The following is a 19,678-nucleotide window of genomic DNA, read 5'->3' as shown; positions in this document are numbered from 1 at the left end:
AACACCTTTTGAGTATTTCGCATTTTTGAAGATTAACTCAATGTCTGTCGCACATTTATTAACGCACATCTTGCATTTTTATAACTTTTAAGATTGAAATAATGAATATTTAATTTTGAATGCGAAAATCAATCTTTAAAAGTTTTGTTAAAATGCACCGTACTTTTTTTAAATCTGTTGCGTTTACTTGATGGCACCGTGAAAACCGTCGTTCAATTTTAACTATCTTTGAGCTTTTATGAAGATAGTTTCGCGCATAAAACTTCCCATTGAAAAAGAGATGGAGCTTTTTGAAAAAAAGTTCTCCGCTTCTATGTCTTCTAAAGTTTCCCTATTAAACAAAATCACACATTATGTGGTTAATAGAAAAGGGAAACAGATGCGCCCTATGTTTGTTTTCCTAATTGCGAAAATGACCAATAATGGCGAAGTAAACGAACGTACCTATCGCGGCGCATCGGTTATTGAGCTTATACACACTGCTACTTTGGTACACGACGATGTGGTGGACGACAGCGATCGCAGGCGCGGATTTTTCTCTCTTAACGCACTTTGGAAAAATAAAATTGCTGTTCTCGTTGGCGATTACCTGCTTTCTAAAGGGTTGCTGCTTTCTATAGATAATGACGATTTCGATTTATTAAAAATAATCTCTGTGGCCGTGCGCGAAATGAGCGAGGGCGAACTCTTACAAATTGAAAAGGCGCGAAAGTTAGATATTACTGAAGATATTTATTTTGAAATAATTCGCCAAAAAACAGCAACATTAATTGCAGCTTGTTGTGCAATGGGCGCACGCTCGGTAATGGCATCGGATGAAGAAGTTGAAAAAATGCGCAAGTTTGGCGAACTCATCGGCACCGCTTTTCAGATAAAAGACGACCTTTTTGATTATGGTAACGAGCACATCGGCAAACCTACCGGCATTGATATTAAGGAGCAAAAAATGACTCTTCCCTTAATATACGCACTAAATAATGCTTCTTCTGAAGATAAAAAATGGTTAATTAATTCGGTTAAGAATTATAACAAAGACAAAAAGCGCGTAAAGGAAGTTATCGCTTTTGTAAAAGATAACGGCGGTTTGGCGTATGCCGTTACAAAAATGAAAGAATACCAACAACAAGCACTCTTGCTTTTGGAGGGATATCCGGCTTCGGCCTATAAAGAATCATTAGTATTAATGGTAAATTACGTTATAGACAGGAAAAAGTAGAGACGTTAATTCGGGATTCGTTAATTAGTGATTCGCGTATCGTTAATTCCATATGTCAGCTCAAGATTTGAATAGTAGTTTTACTGAAACCAGAAACTTAAATCTCAAAACTTTTTTCTTTCAGGCAACTATTCTGCAAAAACCTGCGTCTATTAAATAGAAGCCTTTTAAAGCGAAGCGTATTTTGAAAATAATACCCTTACATAAAAATTATTCAAAGCTAATTAGCAAATCGTCTAATGGCGATCGCCGAGCGCAGCAAAAATTGTTTGAGCATTTTGCACCCAAAATGTTGGGAGTTTGCCGGCAGTATGTAAAAAGCAACGATTTGGCCGAAGAAGTAATGCTAAACGGGTTTTTTAAAATGTTTTCAAATTTAAACAATTTTAAAAACGAAGGAAGTTTTGAAGGTTGGGTTCGCAGGATAATGGTAAACGAAAGTATTACACAACTTCGAAAAGATAAAAAACTACATTTTACATCCGAAGCCGAAATTGAAAATTCTGCAGTGCATTCCACATTTATTGAAACCGAATTGGAAACGGACGAAATTCAAAAAATGATAGACAGTTTGCCGGTTGGTTATAAAACGGTTTTTGTGCTTTATGCAATTGAAGGATACAAACACAGTGAAATTGCAGAACAATTGCAGATAAGCGAAAATACTTCAAAATCACAACTGTTTAAAGCACGCAAAATGCTTCAGAATATGGTAAAACAACAAAATAATATTAGCTATGGCACCTTATAAATTAGAAGACAACATGCGCGATAAGCTGGAAGCGAGAGAGCTAAAACCCTCCGCGAACGCTTGGAAAAAACTAGAAGCAAGGTTAGATGCCGAGCAACCCAAAACAAAGCCGATCTTATGGTATTACGCCGCTGCGAGCATTGTGGGTATTTTAATTTTGGTTTCAATTTTCTATAGTAGAAATAATTTTGAAGGCAACAATACTATTGTAAACGAGAATATACAACCGCCTAACCCGGAAACAAATTCTGAAATAATTCCAATAAATGTTGAATCCCAAAAAATAGCGTCAGAGCTACCCGTAACTTCGGAGGAAGAATATAATGTAAATAAAGATAATACAAAATCCTCTGGAAGGGAAGCAAACGAAACGGCACGAGAAAAATCAATACAGTTAAAAAATCCTTCACCTAAAAAATCTGAAATTGACAAAAAAATTCAACAAAATGAACGAGTTGCCCAGACAAAGAACGAAAATGTAAAACCTAATAAAGAAGGGAATGCAATTATTTCAGAAGATGAAAAACATATAAATCTTAAAATAGACGAAGTAGTTGCTTCAGTAAAAAAACTACAAAAAGATAATGCAGATGTAACTGCTGCCGAAGTAGAAGCGCTGTTAGATAACGCTCGCCGCGAAATTCAATCGGAACGTATTTTAAACAATCCAAAAGTAGATGCAACTGCGCTCTTGCAAGACGTAGAGTGGGAGCTCGAAAAAAGTTTTCGCGACAAGGTTTTTGACGCTCTTGGCGAAGGTTTTAATAAAATAAGGACTGCTGTTTCTGAGCGAAACGACTGACCAATTGTTGCCTCGAGCGCAAACGAAAGATTTAAAATAGGTAACAAAATTATTCATCAATTCATCATCAATAATCAAAAATCGAACAGTTATGAAATCAATTATCGCAATTACCACGGCACTCACCATTTGTTTACTCACTAGCGGTTATGTGCAGGCACAAGGAGCAACCAACAAAAATTCTATTGAACACTTAAGCAGTCTAAAAGAAATAATAATTCAAGAGGAAAAAGACGCGCTAAAAACAGAAGTTGAAAGGATTAATACACTTTTAAACAACGAAGAAATTACCGAAGCCGAGGCCGAAAGTTTAAAACAAAACGCCGCCGAAAAGCACGCTTTAAACATTGAAAATAGATTGGCAATTATTGATAATAAAATAGCATTGCTAAAACGAAACGATACCTTAGTAAACGAAGATGATGATACAGGAATGATCATTAGAATAGGTACTAGCGATAGTGAAAATGAAAATGTGCTTTACATTGGTCCTAAAAATAAAAAACGTAAATATGACCGCCGCACCACCTCCGATTTCGTATTTGCATTTGGTTTAAACAACGCAATTACTGAAGGCGAATCCTTGCAGGATTCAGATTTTAAAGTAGCAGGTAGCCGCTTTGCCGAACTTGGCTGGGCGTGGAAAACACGGGTTTTCGATAATTCAAATTGGCTCCGAATTAAATACGGACTGTCTTTTCAATTTAACGGATTAAAACCTACGGACAATAGATTTTTTGTAGATACTGGAGAACAAACCGAGCTGCAAACGTATCCGTTAAATCTCGAAAAGTCTAAATTTAGAATGGACAATCTAGTGGTGCCTATTCATTTGGAATTCGGACCGTCTAAAAAAACTGAATACGACGATTATTTCCGTTATTCTACCAAAAATCAACTTACGGTTGGCTTGGGCGGCTATGTAGGAATAAATTTAAGTACCCGCCAAAAGTTAAAATTTGAAGAGGATGGGGAAGATCAAAAATTAAAACTAAAAGCAGATTACAACACAAATAATTTTGTTTACGGCCTCAGTAGTTATATAGCTTGGCAAGGAATTGCACTATATGCCAAGTACGATCTTAACACAATTTTTAAGAACAACCCTATTGCCCAGCGCAATGTATCTTTGGGTTTGCGCTTTGATGTAGATTAGCCACATCTATTAATTTTGTTTAATTATTAACCTACAAGGTTTTTAAAACCTTGTAGGTTTCTTTTTTATATATTGCTATTTTTACCGACCGCAATATCCAATTAACGTATTAACAATTTCCTTGATAAGCAGAACCACCATAGACAATGTTTTTGAAACCGCTCGTGTTGAAGAGGTAATTGGCGACTTTGTGCAATTAAAAAAATCCGGGAGCAACTTTAAAGGGCTTAGCCCATTTACAGATGAACGCTCTCCGAGTTTTATGGTGAGTCCCGTAAAGCAAATTTGGAAAGATTTTAGTAGCGGAAAAGGAGGAAATGTGGTTTCCTTTTTAATGGAACACGAACATTTCACCTATCCCGAAGCAATTAAATTTTTAGCCAAAAAGTACGGGATTGAAATTGAGGAAACCGAGCAAACGCCCGAAGACAAAATACAGGCCAACGAGCGTGAAAGCTTGTATTTGGTAAGCGAATTCGCAAAGGAATATTTCCATAATACATTATTAAAAACCGAAGAAGGCAAAGCCATTGGACTTTCGTATTTTAAGGAAAGAGGTTTTACCGATGAAACTATAAAAACATTTAAGTTAGGTTATTCCCCAGATTCTTGGGATGCCTTTACCAGCCACGCAATTAAAAAAGGCTATAAGCTAGAATTTCTGGAAAAAACGGGTTTATCTATCGTAAAGGAAGAAAAGCAATTCGATCGTTTTAAGGGTCGCGTTATGTTTCCGATTTTAAGTATGAGCGGTCGTACGCTGGGTTTCGGGGGGCGAATATTAACTTCGGATAAAAAGGCGGCAAAATATTTAAACTCGCCCGAGAGCGATATTTACCACAAAAGCAAAGTGCTTTATGGCATATTTAACGCCAAACAAAGCATCGCAAAAGAGGATAATTGCTACTTGGTTGAGGGTTATACAGATGTTATTCAGTTTTACCAAACGGGTATTCACAACGTGGTTTCCTCCTCTGGAACGGCTTTAACTTCGGAACAAATCCGGCTTATAAACCGCCTTACCAAAAACATTACCGTTCTTTTTGATGGAGATGCTGCGGGCCTTAGAGCATCGCTTCGCGGAATAGATTTAATCTTGGAACAAGGTATGAATGTAAAAATTTGCACCTTTCCCCAAGGCGAAGATCCAGATAGCTTTTCGCGGAAAAATTCGTTCGAAGATGTAACACTTTACTTAGAAGAAAACGCAAAAGACTTTATCACTTTTAAAGCGTCACTGCTTGCAAATGAAGCCAAGAACGATCCGATAAAAATATCGGAAACCATTCACGATATGGTCAATAGCATTGCCAAAATTCCCGATGTAATAAAGCGCGAAGTTTATATAAAGGAATGTTCGCGTATAATGGATATTTCGGAACAAGTGCTTTTTAATACGCTGGCGCAAATTTTTCAAAAAGACAAAAAGGAGGCTGCTAAAAAAACAAAGGTGCAGCAGGAGTCTTTTGAGGTTATTCCAACCGAAAAAAAGATTCAAAAAATAGACGTTCAATTGCAATTGGAGCAAAAAATAATTGAATTATTATTACTCTACGGCAATGTGGAAGAAGATTTCGAAGACTTAATACTGGATGTAGATGAAAAAGGCGAAATTTCGTTGAAACCTGAAATTCACAAAGCGCGCGTATTTGAAAAAATTTATCTCGATTTGCAGGACGATGAAATTGAGTTTACAAATCCGGAATTCAAAAACCTGTATTTTGAAGTTGTAAACAGATTTAATCAAGATCCCGAGGCAAAAGCTGAAACTTTTATAAACGATTTAAAACCCGAAATGGCCACCGCCGTAACGCATATTTTAATGGAAGAAGAACGATACACGCTGAGTAACTGGGAACGAAAGGAAATTTATGTAAAAGAAAAAGATAAAACCATAGCCCAAATGGTGAGCGAAACAATACTTAATTTACGCCGGCATTTGGTTTCCCAAAAAATAAACGAACTTTCTGAAGAAATGAAAGAGGGCAAAATTGCCGAAGTAGATTCTGGACTTCAGGAAATAGTAGATTATATTAGTCTTAAAAAGGTGCTTTCCAATAAACTTAACCGGGTGCTTTAACTTAACTGTAGCATCCGTACTTGGGTAATTAACTCTGCCAAACTGTTTACTTCCAGTTTTTTTAAAAGCCTCGTTTTATAGGTGCTCACCGTTTTTTCATTAATTTCCAGAAGGGATGCAATATCCTTATTGCGCTTTCCGTCTGAAAGCAAATTTAAAACTTCCAATTCTCTCGCCGAAAGCTTTTTGTATTTCCCAATAACGCTAGTATCGTTATTATTACGATTGTTATACGCCGCAATTAGCGCATCGTTTAAAAATATACCCCCTAAATTTACATGGTTAAGAGCTTCTAAAAATTCTGCGGGTGAAGCAGTTTTTGGAATATACCCAGAAGCCCCAGATTTTATGGTGCGAAGCGCGTAGACTACTTCGGGATATGAAGAAAAAATTACAATTTTAATTTTTGGGAATGTTTCGTGAATGTGGCGAAGTGTATTAAAACCCTTAATTTCCGGAATATTCAATTCTAAAATTAAAATATCGGGCTTTGTTTTTTCAATACATTCAATTAATTCGGTCCCACGACTAACATTGCCAACTACTGTATATTTATGCGTAGTTTTCAAAAAAACCGAAATGCCTTCCCTAATCATAGCATGATGGTCTGCAATTACAACTCTTTTCATCTTTGAAAATTTACAAATTTGGAAAAATATAAACTTGAGAAATGGGGAAAGTTTAATTTGTAATATTAACAATACATTACGAAAGAATGAAACCTTTACCGAATGAATAGCAAAGGTTTCGTTCAAGTGTTAAATTATCCGACCAGTAGCGTTAATGCTTTAATTTTAATGGAATTTTACACACTGGAATGGGGAGCATTTTATGTTGATTCGCGCTATTGAGTTTCCGGTAAATATCAAAAACCACCCGTTGTCTGCCTACAAAATCGTTGCTTTGCTTGCCTTTTTCCGCCATTTCCATTGCCCATTCCAGTTCGTCGTAGCTTGCTCCTAATTGATCTTCATCCGAGCGGCTATCGCCAAAAAGACCGTCTGTTGGTGCTGCATTTAGTATGGATTCCGGAACATTTAATGCTTTCGCAATTGTATAAACTTCACTTTTTAGCAAATCGGCAATGGGGTTTAAATCTACTCCGCCATCACCATATTTAGTGTAAAAACCAACGCCAAAATCTTCAATTTTATTTCCAGTTCCCGCAACCAAATAACGATATATTCCAGCAAAATAATACAGTGTGGTCATTCGCAAACGAGCCCGGCTATTGGCTAGTGAAAGATCTATTAAGGCTTGACTTGAAGTTTGAGGGACTTCGGCCTTAAATTGTTCAAAAACCGAAGTAAGATTTACTTCCGTACTGCTAACATTTGGGAAGTTTTCTTTTAAAAACTGAATGTGTTCGCGGCCGCGGCTAACTTGGTTTGCAGCCTGATGAATGGGCATTTCTACACAAAGTGTACGTAAGCCCGTTTTTGCGCAGAGTGCCGAGGTTACTGCCGAATCTACTCCGCCACTTATGCCTACTACAAAACCCTCCATCTTTGCATTTTCGGCATAACTTTTAAGCCAGTTTACAATAAAATCTATAACTTTTTCGGTCTGCATTTTCCGTGTTTTTAATCTTTTATAATAATACCTTTGCACCGCAAAAGTGGTTAAAGATAAAATTAATAAAAAGGATTAACGTTAACCAAGAATAACATTTTTTATATGATAAAATATTTGATAGCGATATTTTTTGGAGTTCTTTTTTTCTCGTGCAATTCTAAAAGTGAGGTTGAAAAGGAAATTGAAAAAATTCCGATGAATGTTGAGGTAATCCGTTTCGATAAGGCATTTGCGGCAGCATCTCCTGAGAATTTGCCAAAATTAAAAAAGGAGTTTCCCGCGTTTTTTCCTGAGAAATACCACGATAGTATCTGGGTTCAAAAGTTAACCGATACGCTACAAAATCAGTTGGAGCAGGAAGTGCTAAAACAATTTCCGAACGAGGGGGATTTAAAAGAAATTCTCGAGCCGCTTTTTCAGCACATAAAATATTATTTTCCAAAATTCACAACACCGGTAGTAGTTGCCGCCACATCTGACGTTGACTATAGAAACAAGGTAATTCTTGCAGACAGTATGTTGGTTATAGGATTGGACAATTACTTGGGAAGCGACCATAAATTTTACCAGGGCATAGACAAATATATTGCGAAAGAAATGAAACCGTCTCAAATAGGGCCCGATGTTGCTGAAATATACGCCAGACAACACATTAAAATACCGAATAAAAGAACATTTTTAGCGCAGATAGTTTACTTCGGAAAAGAATTATATTTAAAAGATCTTTGGCTTCCAAACACTACCGATGCGGCAAAAATAGGCTATACCGAAGAGGAGTACATTTGGGCCGAAGAAAATGAAGAATATATGTGGCGTTATTTTATAGAGAAGGAATTGCTCTATAGCACAGACCCAAAACTTGCAGCCAGATTTGTAAGCCCCGCACCGTTTTCAAAATTTTATTTAGAAATAGACAACGAATCTCCAGGTATGTTGGGAAAATATTTGGGCTGGAAAATTGTACGTGCCTATATGAAAAATAACGATACAAATGTTCAGCAATTAATGGTTACAAATGCTGATGAAATTTTTACAAATTCAAAATACAAACCTAAGAAATAATGGCAATTAAACACAATTCAGAAATACGATTAAACGTTGGTTTAGACGAAAATAAGATACCCGAAAAAATTCACTGGACAGCCGAAGATGGTGGGGTTACAAACGAAGAGACTAAAGCTGTAATGCTTTCGGTTTGGGACAATAAAAATAAGGAAAGCCTTAGAATAGACCTTTGGACAAAAGATATGCCCGTAGATGAAATGAAGATTTTTTTCCATCAAACTTTAAGTGCTATGGCAGATACTTTTCAGCGGGCTACAAACGATGAAAAAATGAGTGCTACCATGCGCGATTTTTGCGATTATTTTGCCGAAAAGTTAGAGTTAAAAAGAGGAGAGTAGCATTTAAAAATCTGGATTGCCAACAGTGGCATTTAGCTCGTCAATATAATTTAGTAATTCGTCTCTTCCGGTAAAATTACTGGCAGATGTAATAAAGTATTGGGGCATTGCTTCCCAAGTTTCGAGCATTTTTTGGATGTAAGCCTCAACGTTTCTATTTAAAGCGTTCGGCTTTAATTTGTCTGCTTTGGTAAAGATAATATTGAACGGAATTCCGCTTTCGCCCATCCACTCCATAAATTCTAAATCTATGGGTTGTGGTTCTAAACGGCAGTCTATAAGCACAAAAGCCAAGACCATTTGTGTGCGCTTTTCGAAGTAATTGGTAATAAATTTCTGAAAAGTTTTTTTACTACTTTTAGAAACACGGGCGTAGCCGTAACCAGGCAAATCTACCAAATACCAGCTTTTGTTAATAATAAAATGGTTAATTAGCTGTGTTTTCCCTGGCCTACCTGAAGTTTTTGCCAAGTTTTTGCGCTGCATAAGCATATTTATTAGGGAAGACTTGCCCACATTACTCCGGCCAATAAAAGCGTATTCTGGCAACCGATTCTTAGGGCATTTCGCAACATCGCTGTTGCTCATTAAAAATTCCGCAGATTTAATATGCATGCTGTTGTAATTAGATGTTGTGGGTTAAATGAGCAATATAGTTTCTCTTAGAAATCTAAACCCTTTTAAAATTTGCGTTTTTGCAACCACGCGTAGAGCAATTGATTGAATTCATTAGGGTGCTCCATCATTGCAGCATGGCCACATTTATCAATCCAGAATAATTCAGAATCTGGTAAAAGCTCGTGAAATTCTACCGCTACTTCGGGAGGGGTTACATTGTCGTTCTTCCCCCAAATAATACAAGTGGGCGTGTGCATTTTTGGCAAATCTTTTGCCATATTATGCCGAATGGCGCTTTTGGCAATAGCAAGCGTTCGAATAAGCTTTGTTCGGTCGTTTACCGTTTCGTAAACGTCGTCTACAATTTCTTTGGTTGCTATTTTTGGATCGTAAAAAACGTTTTCAGCTTTTTGTTTAATATACTCGTAATCGCCACGTTTGGGGTAGCTTTCGCCCATAGCGCTTTCGTACAATCCGGAGCTGCCGGTAATAATGAGTGCTTTAACTTTTTCTGGGTATAGCTTTGTGCACAGAAGTCCGATGTGGCCGCCCAGTGAGTTTCCTAATAAAATTACCTCTTTATAGCCCAAATGATCTATAAACTGTGCGGCGTATTTTGCGAAATTTTTCACATTAGTACGCAGTAAAGTCATTTTGTAAATAGGCAATTCAGGGATTAGAATTTTGTAGCCCTTCGGTGGAAAAAAATCGGCAACGCCATCAAAATTACTTAAACCGCCCATAAGACCGTGAAGGATAACAATTGGTGTGCCTTCACCTATTTCTAAATATGAAAATTTTCCTTCTTTCTTTAAGTTTTCTGACATGCTTGGTTGGTGCAATTTAGAATGACAAAAGTAAACAAAAATTTTTCATACAGTCTATTTATACGCCCCCTTTGTTTTTGTCAATTCAATTTTGAGGTTATCTACAATGTGGTAAAACTTATCAACAAAGTGGTAGAATGTGGTAAAAAGTGGTAAAAGTTATATATATTTGAAACTATAAATTGCAAATCGGGAATTTCCACAATGCTCAATCTAATAGGTACATACGAATGTAAAGCAGACGTAAAAGGACGCGTCATGGTGCCTGTTCCGCTTAAAAAGCAGCTGGCTGTAGTGGCTCCCGAGGGCTTTGTGATTAAGCGTGCCGTTTTTCAGCCTTGTTTAGAAATTTATCCTATGAAAGAGTGGGAAGCGTTAATGCAAAAAATGGGTGAACTTAACCGCTTCAGTAGAAAAAACAACGATTTTATCAGAAGGTTTACAGCTGGCGTTAAAACGGTGGAACTCGATGCTGCCGGGCGCTTGTTGATTCCTAAAGACCTGCTTTCGTTTGCGGGTATTAGCAAAGAAATTGTGCTCTCTTCCGCCATAAATATTGTTGAAGTTTGGGATAAAGACAAATATGAGCAAGCTATTGATGATGCGGCAAATGATTTTGCCGATCTGGCCGAAGAGGTGATGGGAAATAAAAGCGGAGAAGACCATGGAGTATCATAACCCTGTTTTATTAAAAGAAACTGTTTCAGGTTTAAATATCAAGCCAGATGGCGTGTATGTAGATGTAACCTTCGGCGGTGGTGGACACTCACGTGAAATCTTAAAACACTTGGGTTCCAACGGAAAACTCATCGCTTTTGATCAGGATAAAGACGCGCTGAAAAATGCTATTGACGATCCGCGGTTTTTGATGGTCAATCAGAATTTTCGGTTTTTGAAACAGTTTTTAAGATTTCACGGCTATAGAACTGTTGATGGAATCTTGGGCGATTTCGGAGTTTCTTCGCATCAGTTTGATGTAGCTGAAAGAGGTTTTTCAACACGCTTTGAAGCCGATCTGGACATGCGGATGAATCGCGATAGTAATTTTTCGGCTTATACTGTTGTCAATAAATTTGAAGAAACTCAGTTGCGCAATGTGCTCTCAAATTATGGCGAATTGCGAAATGCCGCCGGAATGGCCAGGGTAATAGTTGAAGCTAGACAGGACCAAAAAATAAAGACCAGCGAACAGCTTAAAACAGTGCTCCGTAGGTTTTTGCCAGCGCATAAGGAAAACAAAATTCTGGCTCAGATTTATCAAGCCATCCGCATAGAAGTAAACCAAGAGTTAGAGGCGCTTAAAGAATTTTTGCTGCAGACCAACGAAGTTTTAAAACCAGGCGGGCGACTTAGTTTAATTAGTTACCATTCGCTAGAGGATAGGCTGGTAAAACGCTACATACGAAACGGCTTGTTTGAAGGCGAGCCAGAAAAGGATGTCTTCGGAAGGGTAGAGGTGCCTTTTAAAGCTGTGGGAAAATTTGTGATTCCCACTAAAGAAGAAATAAAATTGAACAATAGGGCTCGAAGTGCCAAACTTAGAATAGCTGAGAAATTATAACATGAAAGAAGGTTTTTACAACATTATAAAAGGAAAATTTTTGGTAAGTGATGATGCGCTGAAAAATTGGCGTTTTATCATTTTTCTTTCTGTATTGGCTTTGGTTATGATTAGCAGTTCGCACAGCGCCGATAAAAAAGTGCACGTTATTTCAAAATTAAATGCTCAAGTAAAAGAGCTGAAAAGCGAATATGTAGATGTTAGAATGCTTTTGATGCAGTCGCGAATGGAAAGTAAAATTATTGCCGCCATGGAGCGTCGGGGGTTGCAACCATCGTCAAATCCGCCGAAGCGCATTCGCATCATTGAAACAGTAAAATAAAACGAAAAAAACACGGATAGGAATTAAAAAAGAAACTGAATACAAGAATGGCATTTGAGGAAAAAAACATATTAAATCGTTTGTACATCGTTGCGGGATGTATGTTCCTATTTGCGCTTGCCATAAGCGTTAAGCTGCTTAATATTCAGTTTGTAGACGGCGATAAATATCGAGATTTGGCCAAGGAAAACACTACCAAAAATTTTATAATTCCTGCAAATCGAGGAAATATTTATGCTGATGACGGTAGCTTACTGGCTACTTCGGTGCCAAAATACGATATCCGTTTTGATGCGGTTACGGTGTCCTCGAAAGATTTCAAACAAAATTTAAAGCCGCTATCCGAAGGCTTGAGCAGCATGTTTGGAAAACCTGTTTCATACTATCAGAATAAATTAAGAAAAGCCCGCGCAGATAAAAATCGCTATTTGTTAATAGTAAAAAACTTGGGCTATTCAGATTATATAAAAGTGAAGCATTTACCGCTGTTTCAAAAAGGTCCCTATAAAGGTGGAATCATCGTAGAGCAACGAACCGTTCGCGAACATCCCATCGGGAAAATCGCACAACGTACCGTGGGCGATGAAGCTTTTGATCGTCCCGGATATTACGCAGTAGGTTTGGAAGGCGCATTTAACGATTTGCTTACCGGAAAGGAGGGCCATAGGCTAAAACAAAAAATAGCCAAGGGACAATGGAAACCTATTTCGGACGACAACGAAATAGAGCCGCAGGATGGTTACGATATTGTTTCAACCATAAATGTAAACATACAGGATATTGCGCACCATGCATTATTAAAGCAACTAGAGTATTACGAAGCCGAACACGGTACCGTAATCGTAATGGAGGTTGCCACGGGTGAGATAAAGGCTGTTTCTAATCTGGGGCGTACATCCAATGGCACTTATTACGAAAAACTTAATTATGCAGTTGGCGAATCGCACGAGCCAGGCTCAACTTTTAAAGTTATGGCGTTAATGGCTGCGTTGGAAGATAAGGTAATAGATACCAGTAGTGTTGTAGATACGGGTAATGGAAGAAAAATTTTCTACGGAAGGCCTGTTAATGATTCAAAACGCGGCGGCTATGGAAAAATTTCTGCGGCGAGGGCATTGGAAGTTTCTTCTAATATTGGGCTCGCAACAATTATTGATAATGGGTATGCCAAAAACCCGAATAAATTTATCAACCGATTAAAAAGCTGGCATCTCGATAAAAAAACAGGAATTGCAATTAAAGGGGAAGGCCAACCTATGATTCCCCAGCCGGGCGATAAAAAATGGAGCAAGAACGCGCTGCCTTCTATAGCCTATGGCTATAACTTACAGCTTACGCCGCTTCAAACCTTAACATTTTACAACGCTATTGCAAATAAAGGAGTAATGGTGAAACCTCGCTTTATAAAAGAGGTGCGCGCTTGGAATGAAAAGGTAACGGTCTATGATACCAAAGTGATTAATCCTAAAATTTGTTCAGATAAAACCTTAAATGAAATTAAGGAAATAATGAAAAATACAGTAAAACGCGGAACTGGCAAATCGCTCTACTCCCCCGATTTTTCAATGGCCGGAAAAACGGGAACTGCCCGTACCGAATATTGGTTTCCTGACTGGAACAGTAATCCGCGCTATATTTCATCGTTTGCAGGATTTTTTCCGGCAGACAATCCCAAATATTCGTGCATCGTAATAATTCATAAGCCAAGTACTAAAAGAGGTTTTTATGGTGCAGACGTTTCTGGGCCTGTGTTTAAACGCGTAGCTCAGAAAATATTTACAGAGTCCCGAAATATTGATAAGGTAGAGCGCATAGAACAGCCAGACCCAATCATTGAGATGGATTTTGAAAAGTATTACGCCAAGCTTCAGCAGCCGTCTAAAACCATTCCGAATGTTACCGGAATGGCAGGTATGGATGCCGTTTCGCTTTTAGAAAACCTTGGCCTAAAAGTGCAAGTTGTGGGCAATGGAAGCGTTGATAGCCAATCTATAAAATCTGGCGAATCCCTAAAAAAAGGACAACTAATTACCCTTAATTTATCGTGATATTGTTAAGAGACATATTGTATAAGGTTACCATCGAAAGTGTTGTAGGTAGCACCTCTGTGGCTATTAACAACATACAATTTGATTCTCGAAAGGTTTCTTTAAACGATGTTTTTATCGCGGTAAAGGGATCCGTTTCAGACGGGCATGAATTTATTAAAAAAGCGGCCGATCAAGGAGCATTAGCCATTATTTGCGAAACAATGCCCGATCTTATTATCAACGGCATTACATACGTACAAGTTGCTAATACCCACAGTGCCTTGGCCATTATGGCTGCCAATTATTTTGGTAATCCTTCAGAAGAATTGAAACTCGTTGGAATTACCGGTACCAACGGCAAGACAACAATTTCTTCACTTTTATATCAGCTCTTCAAAAAGGCCGGAACCGAAGTAGGGTTGCTTTCTACTGTAAAAATATTGGTGGGCGACACCGAATACAAAACCACGCACACCACGCCCGATTCACTGACCATAAATAGTTATTTACGAAAAATGGTAGATGCGGGGGTAGAATTCTGCTTTATGGAAGTTAGTTCGCACGGCATACATCAAAAACGAACGGATGCATTACATTTTGTTGGGGGCATCTTCACAAATTTGTCGCACGACCATTTAGATTATCACAAGGATTTTGCAGAATACCGCGATGTAAAAAAATCATTTTTTGACAATTTGCCAAAATCCGCTTTCGCATTGGTAAATATAGACGACAAAAACGGTTTGGTGATGCTTCAAAATACAAAGGCGAAAAAATTTACGTACGCCTTAAAAACATATGCAGACTACAAAGCGCAAATTTTAGAAAGCCAGTTTACTGGGCAACTCATAAAAATAAATAACCAGGATTTATGGGTAAAATTGATTGGTAGTTTTAATGCATATAACCTGCTGGCAATTTACGGAGCTTCCAAATTGTTAGGTTTGGAGGAGTTAGAAATTCTTCAGATTATGAGCACGTTAAATAGTGTGGATGGGAGATTTCAATATTTAATTTCAGAAAATAAAATTACCGCAATTGTTGATTATGCACACACTCCCGATGCTTTACAAAATGTACTTGAAACTATAAACAACATTAGAACGGGTAATGAGCAGGTAATTACTGTTGTGGGTTGTGGTGGCGATCGCGATAATCAAAAGCGCCCCGTAATGGGTAAAATTGCCGCTACTTTAAGCACGCGCGTTGTATTTACAAGTGATAATCCACGAACCGAAAATCCAGAAAAAATAATTGAACAAATTGAAGCTGGTGTGCCGGCAGAGCATTATAAAAGAACAATTTCAATTACAAATAGGAAAGAAGCCATTAAAGCAGCGTGCCAAATGGCAGAAGAAAACGACATTATTTTAATTGCTGGGAAAGGCCATGAGACCTATCAGGAAATTAATGGCGAACGCTTTGATTTTGATGATTTTAAAATTGTAAAACAAACATTAACCACCTTAAACAAATAACCAAATGCTCTACTACCTTTTTGAATATTTGGATAAAACCTACGACATACCGGGCACTGGCTTGTTTAATTTTATTTCGTTTCGGGCTATCGCTGCGGTAATACTGTCGTTATTTATTGCCACCGTTTACGGAAAAAAGATAATTGAGTTTTTAAGAAAAAAGCAAGTGGGCGAGTCTATTCGCGATCTTGGGTTGGATGGGCAAAATGAAAAGGCCGGAACCCCAACTATGGGTGGTATTATAATAATACTAGCTACGCTTATTCCCGTTTTACTTTTCGCAAAACTGGAAAATATTTATGTAATTCTTTTAATAGTAACCACTCTTTGGATGGGCGTAATCGGATTTATAGACGATTACATTAAAAAATTTAAAAACGATAAACAGGGGCTGCCCGGCAAGTTTAAGGTTATTGGGCAAATTGGTTTAGGGCTATTTGTGGGACTCACAATGTATTTGCACCCAGATATTGTAGTGGAAAGAACTGTTCAAAATCCGGAAACTGAAACGGAAATTGCGCGCGTAATTGAAAAGGAATCAACCAATACGTTTTATGTAAAGGACAAATCTTTATTAACTACCATTCCTTTTGTAAAGGAAAATGAATTTAACTATTCAGAACTAATAAGCTGGGTGGGCGGTAACTACCAAAGTTATGTTTGGATCATCTTTATTCCCATTGTAATTTTTATAATTACTGCTGTTTCAAATGGCGCCAATCTCACCGACGGAATTGATGGTCTGGCAGCGGGAACATCGGCAATTATTGCACTTACGTTGGCATTTTTTGCTTGGGTTTCGGGGAACGTAATTTTTTCGGATTATCTCAATATAATGTATATCCCGAACACGGGCGAGATGACCATTTTTATTACCGCATTTGTGGGGGCACTTATTGGTTTTTTATGGTACAATACCTATCCCGCGCAAGTATTTATGGGCGATACGGGTAGTTTAACTATTGGGGGGATTATAGCCGTAATTGCTATTGCTGTTCGAAAGGAACTGTTAATTCCCATCCTCTGCGGAATATTTTTAATGGAAAATTTATCTGTGGTTCTCCAAGTAAGTTGGTTTAAATACACAAAGAAAAGATTTGGAGAAGGCCGCCGTATTTTCAGAATGTCGCCGCTACATCATCATTACCAAATTAAAGGTTTTCACGAAAGTAAAATTGTAACGCGTTTTTGGATTGTGGGAATTTTCCTTGCAATTATTACACTGGTTACACTAAAAATTAGATAAAGTGAAACAGCAATTGGCAATTCTGGGCGGAGGAGAAAGTGGTGTGGGAACTGCCATTTTAGGAAAAAAGAAGGGGTTTGAAGTGTTTGTGTCAGACTTTGGAAAATTAAAGGAAAAATACAAGCAAGTTCTTATAAATAATGAGATTGAATGGGAAGAGGAAGGCCATTCCGAAGAGCAAATTTTTGCAGCGACCTTGGTAATGAAGAGCCCGGGAATTCCCGACTCGGCGCCAATCGTTCAAAAATTACACAAAAGTGGAGTAAATGTGGTTTCTGAAATTGAATTCGCTTCAAAATTCACAACGGCTACAATTGTGGGAATTACCGGGAGCAATGGTAAAACTACTACGGCAAGCCTCACTTATAAATTGTTGAGCGACGGTGGCTTGAACGTGGCTTTGGGTGGAAATATTGGAAAGAGTTTTGCCGAACAAGTGGCCGAAGACACGTATAAAAATTTTGTACTTGAATTAAGCAGTTTTCAGCTTGATGGAATAGAAAATTTTGCGCCGCACATAGCGGTTTTAACCAATTTGAGCCCCGATCATTTGGATAGGTATGATTATAAATACGAAAATTATATCGCTTCAAAATTTCGGATACTAATGAATCAGACGTCGAAAGATTATTTCATTTATAACGCAGATGATGAAGAAATTTTAAAATGGCTTTCAAACAACCCAATAAAATCGAAACCGCTGCCTTTTTCAACTAAAAAAGAACTGAAACAAGGCGCATATAAAAGAAACAACGAAATAATAATAAAAATAAATAATACAGAATATACTATGCCAATCGCAACAATAGGAATACAGGGGGAACACAATGTGAAAAACGCCATGGCTGCTTCTACCGTAGCCACCTTACTCAGAATACGAAAACAAACAATCCGCGAAAGCCTGGAAGGATTTCAAGGAGTGGAGCACAGGCTGGAAAAGGTATTAAAAATTAATAATGTGTTGTATGTTAACGATTCTAAAGCCACCAATGTAAACGCCACATTTTTTGCTTTAGATAGTATGGAAAACCCAACGGTATGGATCGTTGGCGGCGTAGATAAAGGTAATGATTACACAGAACTTTTGCCTTTGGTTAACGAAAAAGTGAAGGCAATAATCTGTCTGGGCGTTGACAATCAGAAAATAATAAATGCCTTCGGAAATGTTATTGATACAATTATTGAAGCAGATTCTATGCCGATGGCGGTTGAAATTGCCTATAAACTTGCTGAACGAAATAACACGGTTTTGCTTTCCCCCGCTTGTGCGAGTTTTGACTTGTTTGAAAATTATGAAGATCGCGGCAGACAATTTAAAGATGCCGTTAGAAACCTATAAAAAAAAATATAACGGTGTTGCAAAATATATATAACCAGAAACATTTAAAGTGAAGAGTATTTTTCATTACATACAAGGCGATAAAGCAATTTGGGGCGTTGTGGGGCTTTTGGCTCTCTTCTCCTTTTTGCCAGTATATAGCTCCAGCAGCAACCTTGCTTATTTGTACGGAGACGGAAGTACTTTGCCGTATTTGTTAAGGCACTTTTCGCATTTGGTTTTAGGATTTGCAATATTGTATGGTGTTCATAAAATTCCGTATCATTATTTCCGCGGGCTTTCCATTATTGCAATGCCATTAATAATCTTGCTTTTAATTGCAACTATGGCCGAAGGCACCACAATTGACGGAGCGAATGCTAGTCGGTGGATTCGCTTGCCCTTTGTTGGTATTACGTTTCAAACTTCAACTTTGGCGGGGGTGGTTTTAATGACGTATGTGGCTCGATACTTGTCGCGAATTAAAGATAAAACAGTTTCGTTTAAAGAAACCATTTTACCGCTCTGGGTACCCGTATTTTTTGTACTTGCATTAATTCTACCCGCTAACCTTTCTACTACAGCCATTTTCTTTTCTATGATTGTAATGCTGGTATTTGTTGGTGGTTATCCGTTACGATATTTAGGTATTATTCTAGGTGCGGGGCTTCTTTTTTTAACCCTTTTCGTACTTACAGCAAAAGCTTTTCCGGGCGTTTTTCCGAATCGGGTTGATACCTGGATGAGCCGGATTGAAAATTTTAGCGACGATAAAGATACCGAAGCCGATTACCAAATTGAAAAAGCAAAAATAGCCATTGCGTCTGGAGGAATTGCTGGTTTGGGGCCGGGTAAAAGCGTTCAGAAAAACTTTTTGCCGCAATCTTCTTCAGATTTTATATACGCGATAATTGTTGAGGAGTTTGGCTTATTGGGTGGTATGTTTTTAATGGTGCTTTACCTGTTTTTATTATTTAGAATAGTTGTTGTTGCACATAAATCTACGTCTATTTTCGGGAAATTACTCGCCATTGGCGTTGGCTTGCCCATTGTTTTTAGAGCGATGATAAACATGGCGGTTGCGGTGGAATTATTCCCTGTTACGGGTCAGAATTTACCATTAATTAGTAGCGGAGGTACCTCTATTTGGATGACGTGTATGGCACTGGGAATGATTTTAAGTGTGAGTGCAAAACGCGAAGTGGCGCCAAAAGAAGAAACTGAAGAAAATCCATTGGATATTTTAAGCGAAACGATTTAAAAGTAGAGACGCACGGAGGTGCGTCTAATCGAAC

Annotated in this window: 19 protein-coding genes; 15 read left to right on the top strand and 4 right to left on the bottom strand. The window is 37.9% G+C overall.

The window, feature by feature from the left end; genetic code table 11:
- Positions 1–238: 238 nt before the first annotated feature.
- The 5 genes from QCQ61_RS01405 (at position 239) to dnaG (ending at position 6,005) form a co-directional block, all read left to right on the top strand.
- Positions 239–1,216 carry a polyprenyl synthetase family protein gene (locus QCQ61_RS01405; RefSeq protein WP_279448935.1) on the top strand — a complete coding sequence of 326 codons (978 nt, stop codon included), beginning with the start codon at positions 239–241 and terminating at the stop codon, positions 1,214–1,216.
- Between the two features lie 184 nt (positions 1,217–1,400).
- Positions 1,401–1,967: an RNA polymerase sigma factor gene (locus tag QCQ61_RS01400; protein ID WP_279448934.1), complete on the top strand. Its 567-nt coding sequence runs from the start codon at positions 1,401–1,403 to the stop codon at positions 1,965–1,967.
- A complete protein-coding gene (locus QCQ61_RS01395; RefSeq protein ID WP_279448933.1) occupies positions 1,954–2,769 on the top strand; it encodes a hypothetical protein in 816 nt (271 codons plus the stop codon). Before QCQ61_RS01400 ends, QCQ61_RS01395 begins: the two co-directional genes overlap by 14 nt.
- Before the next feature lie 91 nt (positions 2,770–2,860).
- Entirely contained in the window at positions 2,861–3,925 is a 1,065-nt protein-coding gene (locus QCQ61_RS01390; protein WP_279448932.1) for a coiled-coil domain-containing protein, read from the top strand.
- A gap of 121 nt (positions 3,926–4,046) precedes the next feature.
- Complete coding sequence (gene dnaG, locus QCQ61_RS01385) at positions 4,047–6,005, top strand: DNA primase (RefSeq protein ID WP_279448931.1); 1,959 nt, start codon at positions 4,047–4,049, stop codon at positions 6,003–6,005.
- Here the strand turns inward: dnaG and QCQ61_RS01380 are convergent.
- Positions 6,002–6,634 (bottom strand): response regulator transcription factor, encoded by a 633-nt coding sequence (locus tag QCQ61_RS01380; RefSeq protein WP_279448930.1) that lies wholly within the window; start codon positions 6,632–6,634, stop codon positions 6,002–6,004. The two genes, dnaG and QCQ61_RS01380, sit on opposite strands and share 4 nt — an antisense overlap.
- 151 nt (positions 6,635–6,785) lie before the next feature.
- Complete coding sequence (nadE, locus tag QCQ61_RS01375; protein WP_279448929.1) at positions 6,786–7,577, bottom strand: NAD(+) synthase; 792 nt, start codon at positions 7,575–7,577, stop codon at positions 6,786–6,788.
- Positions 7,578–7,682: 105 nt separating this feature from the next.
- On the opposite strand from nadE, the gene gldB reads away from it, so the two are divergent.
- A complete protein-coding gene (gene gldB, locus QCQ61_RS01370; RefSeq protein ID WP_279448928.1) occupies positions 7,683–8,642 on the top strand; it encodes a gliding motility lipoprotein GldB in 960 nt (319 codons plus the stop codon).
- The gene (gldC, locus tag QCQ61_RS01365; protein WP_279448927.1) at positions 8,642–8,983 is read left to right on the top strand and encodes a gliding motility protein GldC; all 342 of its coding nucleotides are present in this window, start codon (positions 8,642–8,644) and stop codon (positions 8,981–8,983) included. The genes gldB and gldC overlap by 1 nt, the downstream gene beginning before the upstream one ends.
- Before the next feature lie 3 nt (positions 8,984–8,986).
- Here the strand turns inward: gldC and yihA are convergent, their stop codons facing one another.
- Together yihA and QCQ61_RS01355 are read right to left on the bottom strand one after the other, a co-directional pair.
- Positions 8,987–9,598 carry a ribosome biogenesis GTP-binding protein YihA/YsxC gene (gene yihA / locus QCQ61_RS01360; RefSeq protein ID WP_279448926.1) on the bottom strand — a complete coding sequence of 204 codons (612 nt, stop codon included), beginning with the start codon at positions 9,596–9,598 and terminating at the stop codon, positions 8,987–8,989.
- A 65-nt stretch (positions 9,599–9,663) separates the two neighbouring features.
- Positions 9,664–10,428 (bottom strand): alpha/beta fold hydrolase, encoded by a 765-nt coding sequence (locus QCQ61_RS01355; protein WP_279448925.1) that lies wholly within the window; start codon positions 10,426–10,428, stop codon positions 9,664–9,666.
- 204 nt (positions 10,429–10,632) lie between these two features.
- Here QCQ61_RS01355 and mraZ point away from each other — a divergent pair, with 204 nt between their 5' ends.
- From mraZ to QCQ61_RS01315, 8 genes are read left to right on the top strand one after another with little or no spacing between them, the layout of a single operon-like run.
- The gene (gene mraZ, locus QCQ61_RS01350) at positions 10,633–11,106 is read left to right on the top strand and encodes a division/cell wall cluster transcriptional repressor MraZ (RefSeq protein WP_279448924.1); all 474 of its coding nucleotides are present in this window, start codon (positions 10,633–10,635) and stop codon (positions 11,104–11,106) included.
- The gene (rsmH, locus tag QCQ61_RS01345) at positions 11,093–11,989 is read left to right on the top strand and encodes a 16S rRNA (cytosine(1402)-N(4))-methyltransferase RsmH (protein WP_279448923.1); all 897 of its coding nucleotides are present in this window, start codon (positions 11,093–11,095) and stop codon (positions 11,987–11,989) included. Before mraZ ends, rsmH begins: the two co-directional genes overlap by 14 nt.
- A 1-nt stretch (position 11,990) precedes the next feature.
- Entirely contained in the window at positions 11,991–12,311 is a 321-nt protein-coding gene (locus QCQ61_RS01340) for an FtsL-like putative cell division protein (protein WP_279448922.1), read from the top strand.
- Between the two features lie 47 nt (positions 12,312–12,358).
- Positions 12,359–14,359 carry a penicillin-binding protein gene (locus QCQ61_RS01335; protein WP_279448921.1) on the top strand — a complete coding sequence of 667 codons (2,001 nt, stop codon included), beginning with the start codon at positions 12,359–12,361 and terminating at the stop codon, positions 14,357–14,359.
- Positions 14,356–15,819, top strand: a complete 1,464-nt coding sequence (locus QCQ61_RS01330) for a UDP-N-acetylmuramoyl-L-alanyl-D-glutamate--2,6-diaminopimelate ligase (RefSeq protein WP_279448920.1) — start codon at positions 14,356–14,358, stop codon at positions 15,817–15,819. Before QCQ61_RS01335 ends, QCQ61_RS01330 begins: the two co-directional genes overlap by 4 nt.
- Positions 15,820–15,823: 4 nt before the next feature.
- Positions 15,824–17,065, top strand: a complete 1,242-nt coding sequence (gene mraY / locus QCQ61_RS01325; protein ID WP_279448919.1) for a phospho-N-acetylmuramoyl-pentapeptide-transferase — start codon at positions 15,824–15,826, stop codon at positions 17,063–17,065.
- Position 17,066: 1 nt separating this feature from the next.
- The gene (gene murD / locus QCQ61_RS01320; RefSeq protein WP_279448918.1) at positions 17,067–18,404 is read left to right on the top strand and encodes a UDP-N-acetylmuramoyl-L-alanine--D-glutamate ligase; all 1,338 of its coding nucleotides are present in this window, start codon (positions 17,067–17,069) and stop codon (positions 18,402–18,404) included.
- A 49-nt stretch (positions 18,405–18,453) separates the two neighbouring features.
- Positions 18,454–19,644: an FtsW/RodA/SpoVE family cell cycle protein gene (locus tag QCQ61_RS01315; protein ID WP_279448917.1), complete on the top strand. Its 1,191-nt coding sequence runs from the start codon at positions 18,454–18,456 to the stop codon at positions 19,642–19,644.
- Positions 19,645–19,678: the final 34 nt, after the last annotated feature.

This window comes from Aequorivita marisscotiae, assembly GCF_029814825.1.
In the GTDB taxonomy this organism is placed as follows: domain Bacteria; phylum Bacteroidota; class Bacteroidia; order Flavobacteriales; family Flavobacteriaceae; genus Aequorivita; species Aequorivita marisscotiae.
Note: the sequence above shows the minus strand (reverse complement) of the source record. Positions and strands in the feature narration are given on the sequence as shown.

What these genes read in the sequence shown, in the direction of transcription:
- QCQ61_RS01405 (WP_279448935.1), top strand. Translation starts at nt 239, where the DNA reads ATGAAGATAGTTTCGCGCATAAAACTTCCCATTGAAAAAGAGATGGAG.
- QCQ61_RS01395 (WP_279448933.1), top strand. Translation starts at nt 1,954, where the DNA reads ATGGCACCTTATAAATTAGAAGACAACATGCGCGATAAGCTGGAAGCG.
- QCQ61_RS01390 (WP_279448932.1), top strand. Translation starts at nt 2,861, where the DNA reads ATGAAATCAATTATCGCAATTACCACGGCACTCACCATTTGTTTACTC.
- QCQ61_RS01380 (WP_279448930.1), bottom strand. Translation starts at nt 6,634, where the DNA reads ATGAAAAGAGTTGTAATTGCAGACCATCATGCTATGATTAGGGAAGGC.
- nadE (WP_279448929.1), bottom strand. Translation starts at nt 7,577, where the DNA reads ATGCAGACCGAAAAAGTTATAGATTTTATTGTAAACTGGCTTAAAAGT.
- gldB (WP_279448928.1), top strand. Translation starts at nt 7,683, where the DNA reads ATGATAAAATATTTGATAGCGATATTTTTTGGAGTTCTTTTTTTCTCG.
- gldC (WP_279448927.1), top strand. Translation starts at nt 8,642, where the DNA reads ATGGCAATTAAACACAATTCAGAAATACGATTAAACGTTGGTTTAGAC.
- yihA (WP_279448926.1), bottom strand. Translation starts at nt 9,598, where the DNA reads ATGCATATTAAATCTGCGGAATTTTTAATGAGCAACAGCGATGTTGCG.
- QCQ61_RS01355 (WP_279448925.1), bottom strand. Translation starts at nt 10,428, where the DNA reads ATGTCAGAAAACTTAAAGAAAGAAGGAAAATTTTCATATTTAGAAATA.
- mraZ (WP_279448924.1), top strand. Translation starts at nt 10,633, where the DNA reads ATGCTCAATCTAATAGGTACATACGAATGTAAAGCAGACGTAAAAGGA.
- rsmH (WP_279448923.1), top strand. Translation starts at nt 11,093, where the DNA reads ATGGAGTATCATAACCCTGTTTTATTAAAAGAAACTGTTTCAGGTTTA.
- QCQ61_RS01340 (WP_279448922.1), top strand. Translation starts at nt 11,991, where the DNA reads ATGAAAGAAGGTTTTTACAACATTATAAAAGGAAAATTTTTGGTAAGT.
- QCQ61_RS01335 (WP_279448921.1), top strand. Translation starts at nt 12,359, where the DNA reads ATGGCATTTGAGGAAAAAAACATATTAAATCGTTTGTACATCGTTGCG.
- mraY (WP_279448919.1), top strand. Translation starts at nt 15,824, where the DNA reads ATGCTCTACTACCTTTTTGAATATTTGGATAAAACCTACGACATACCG.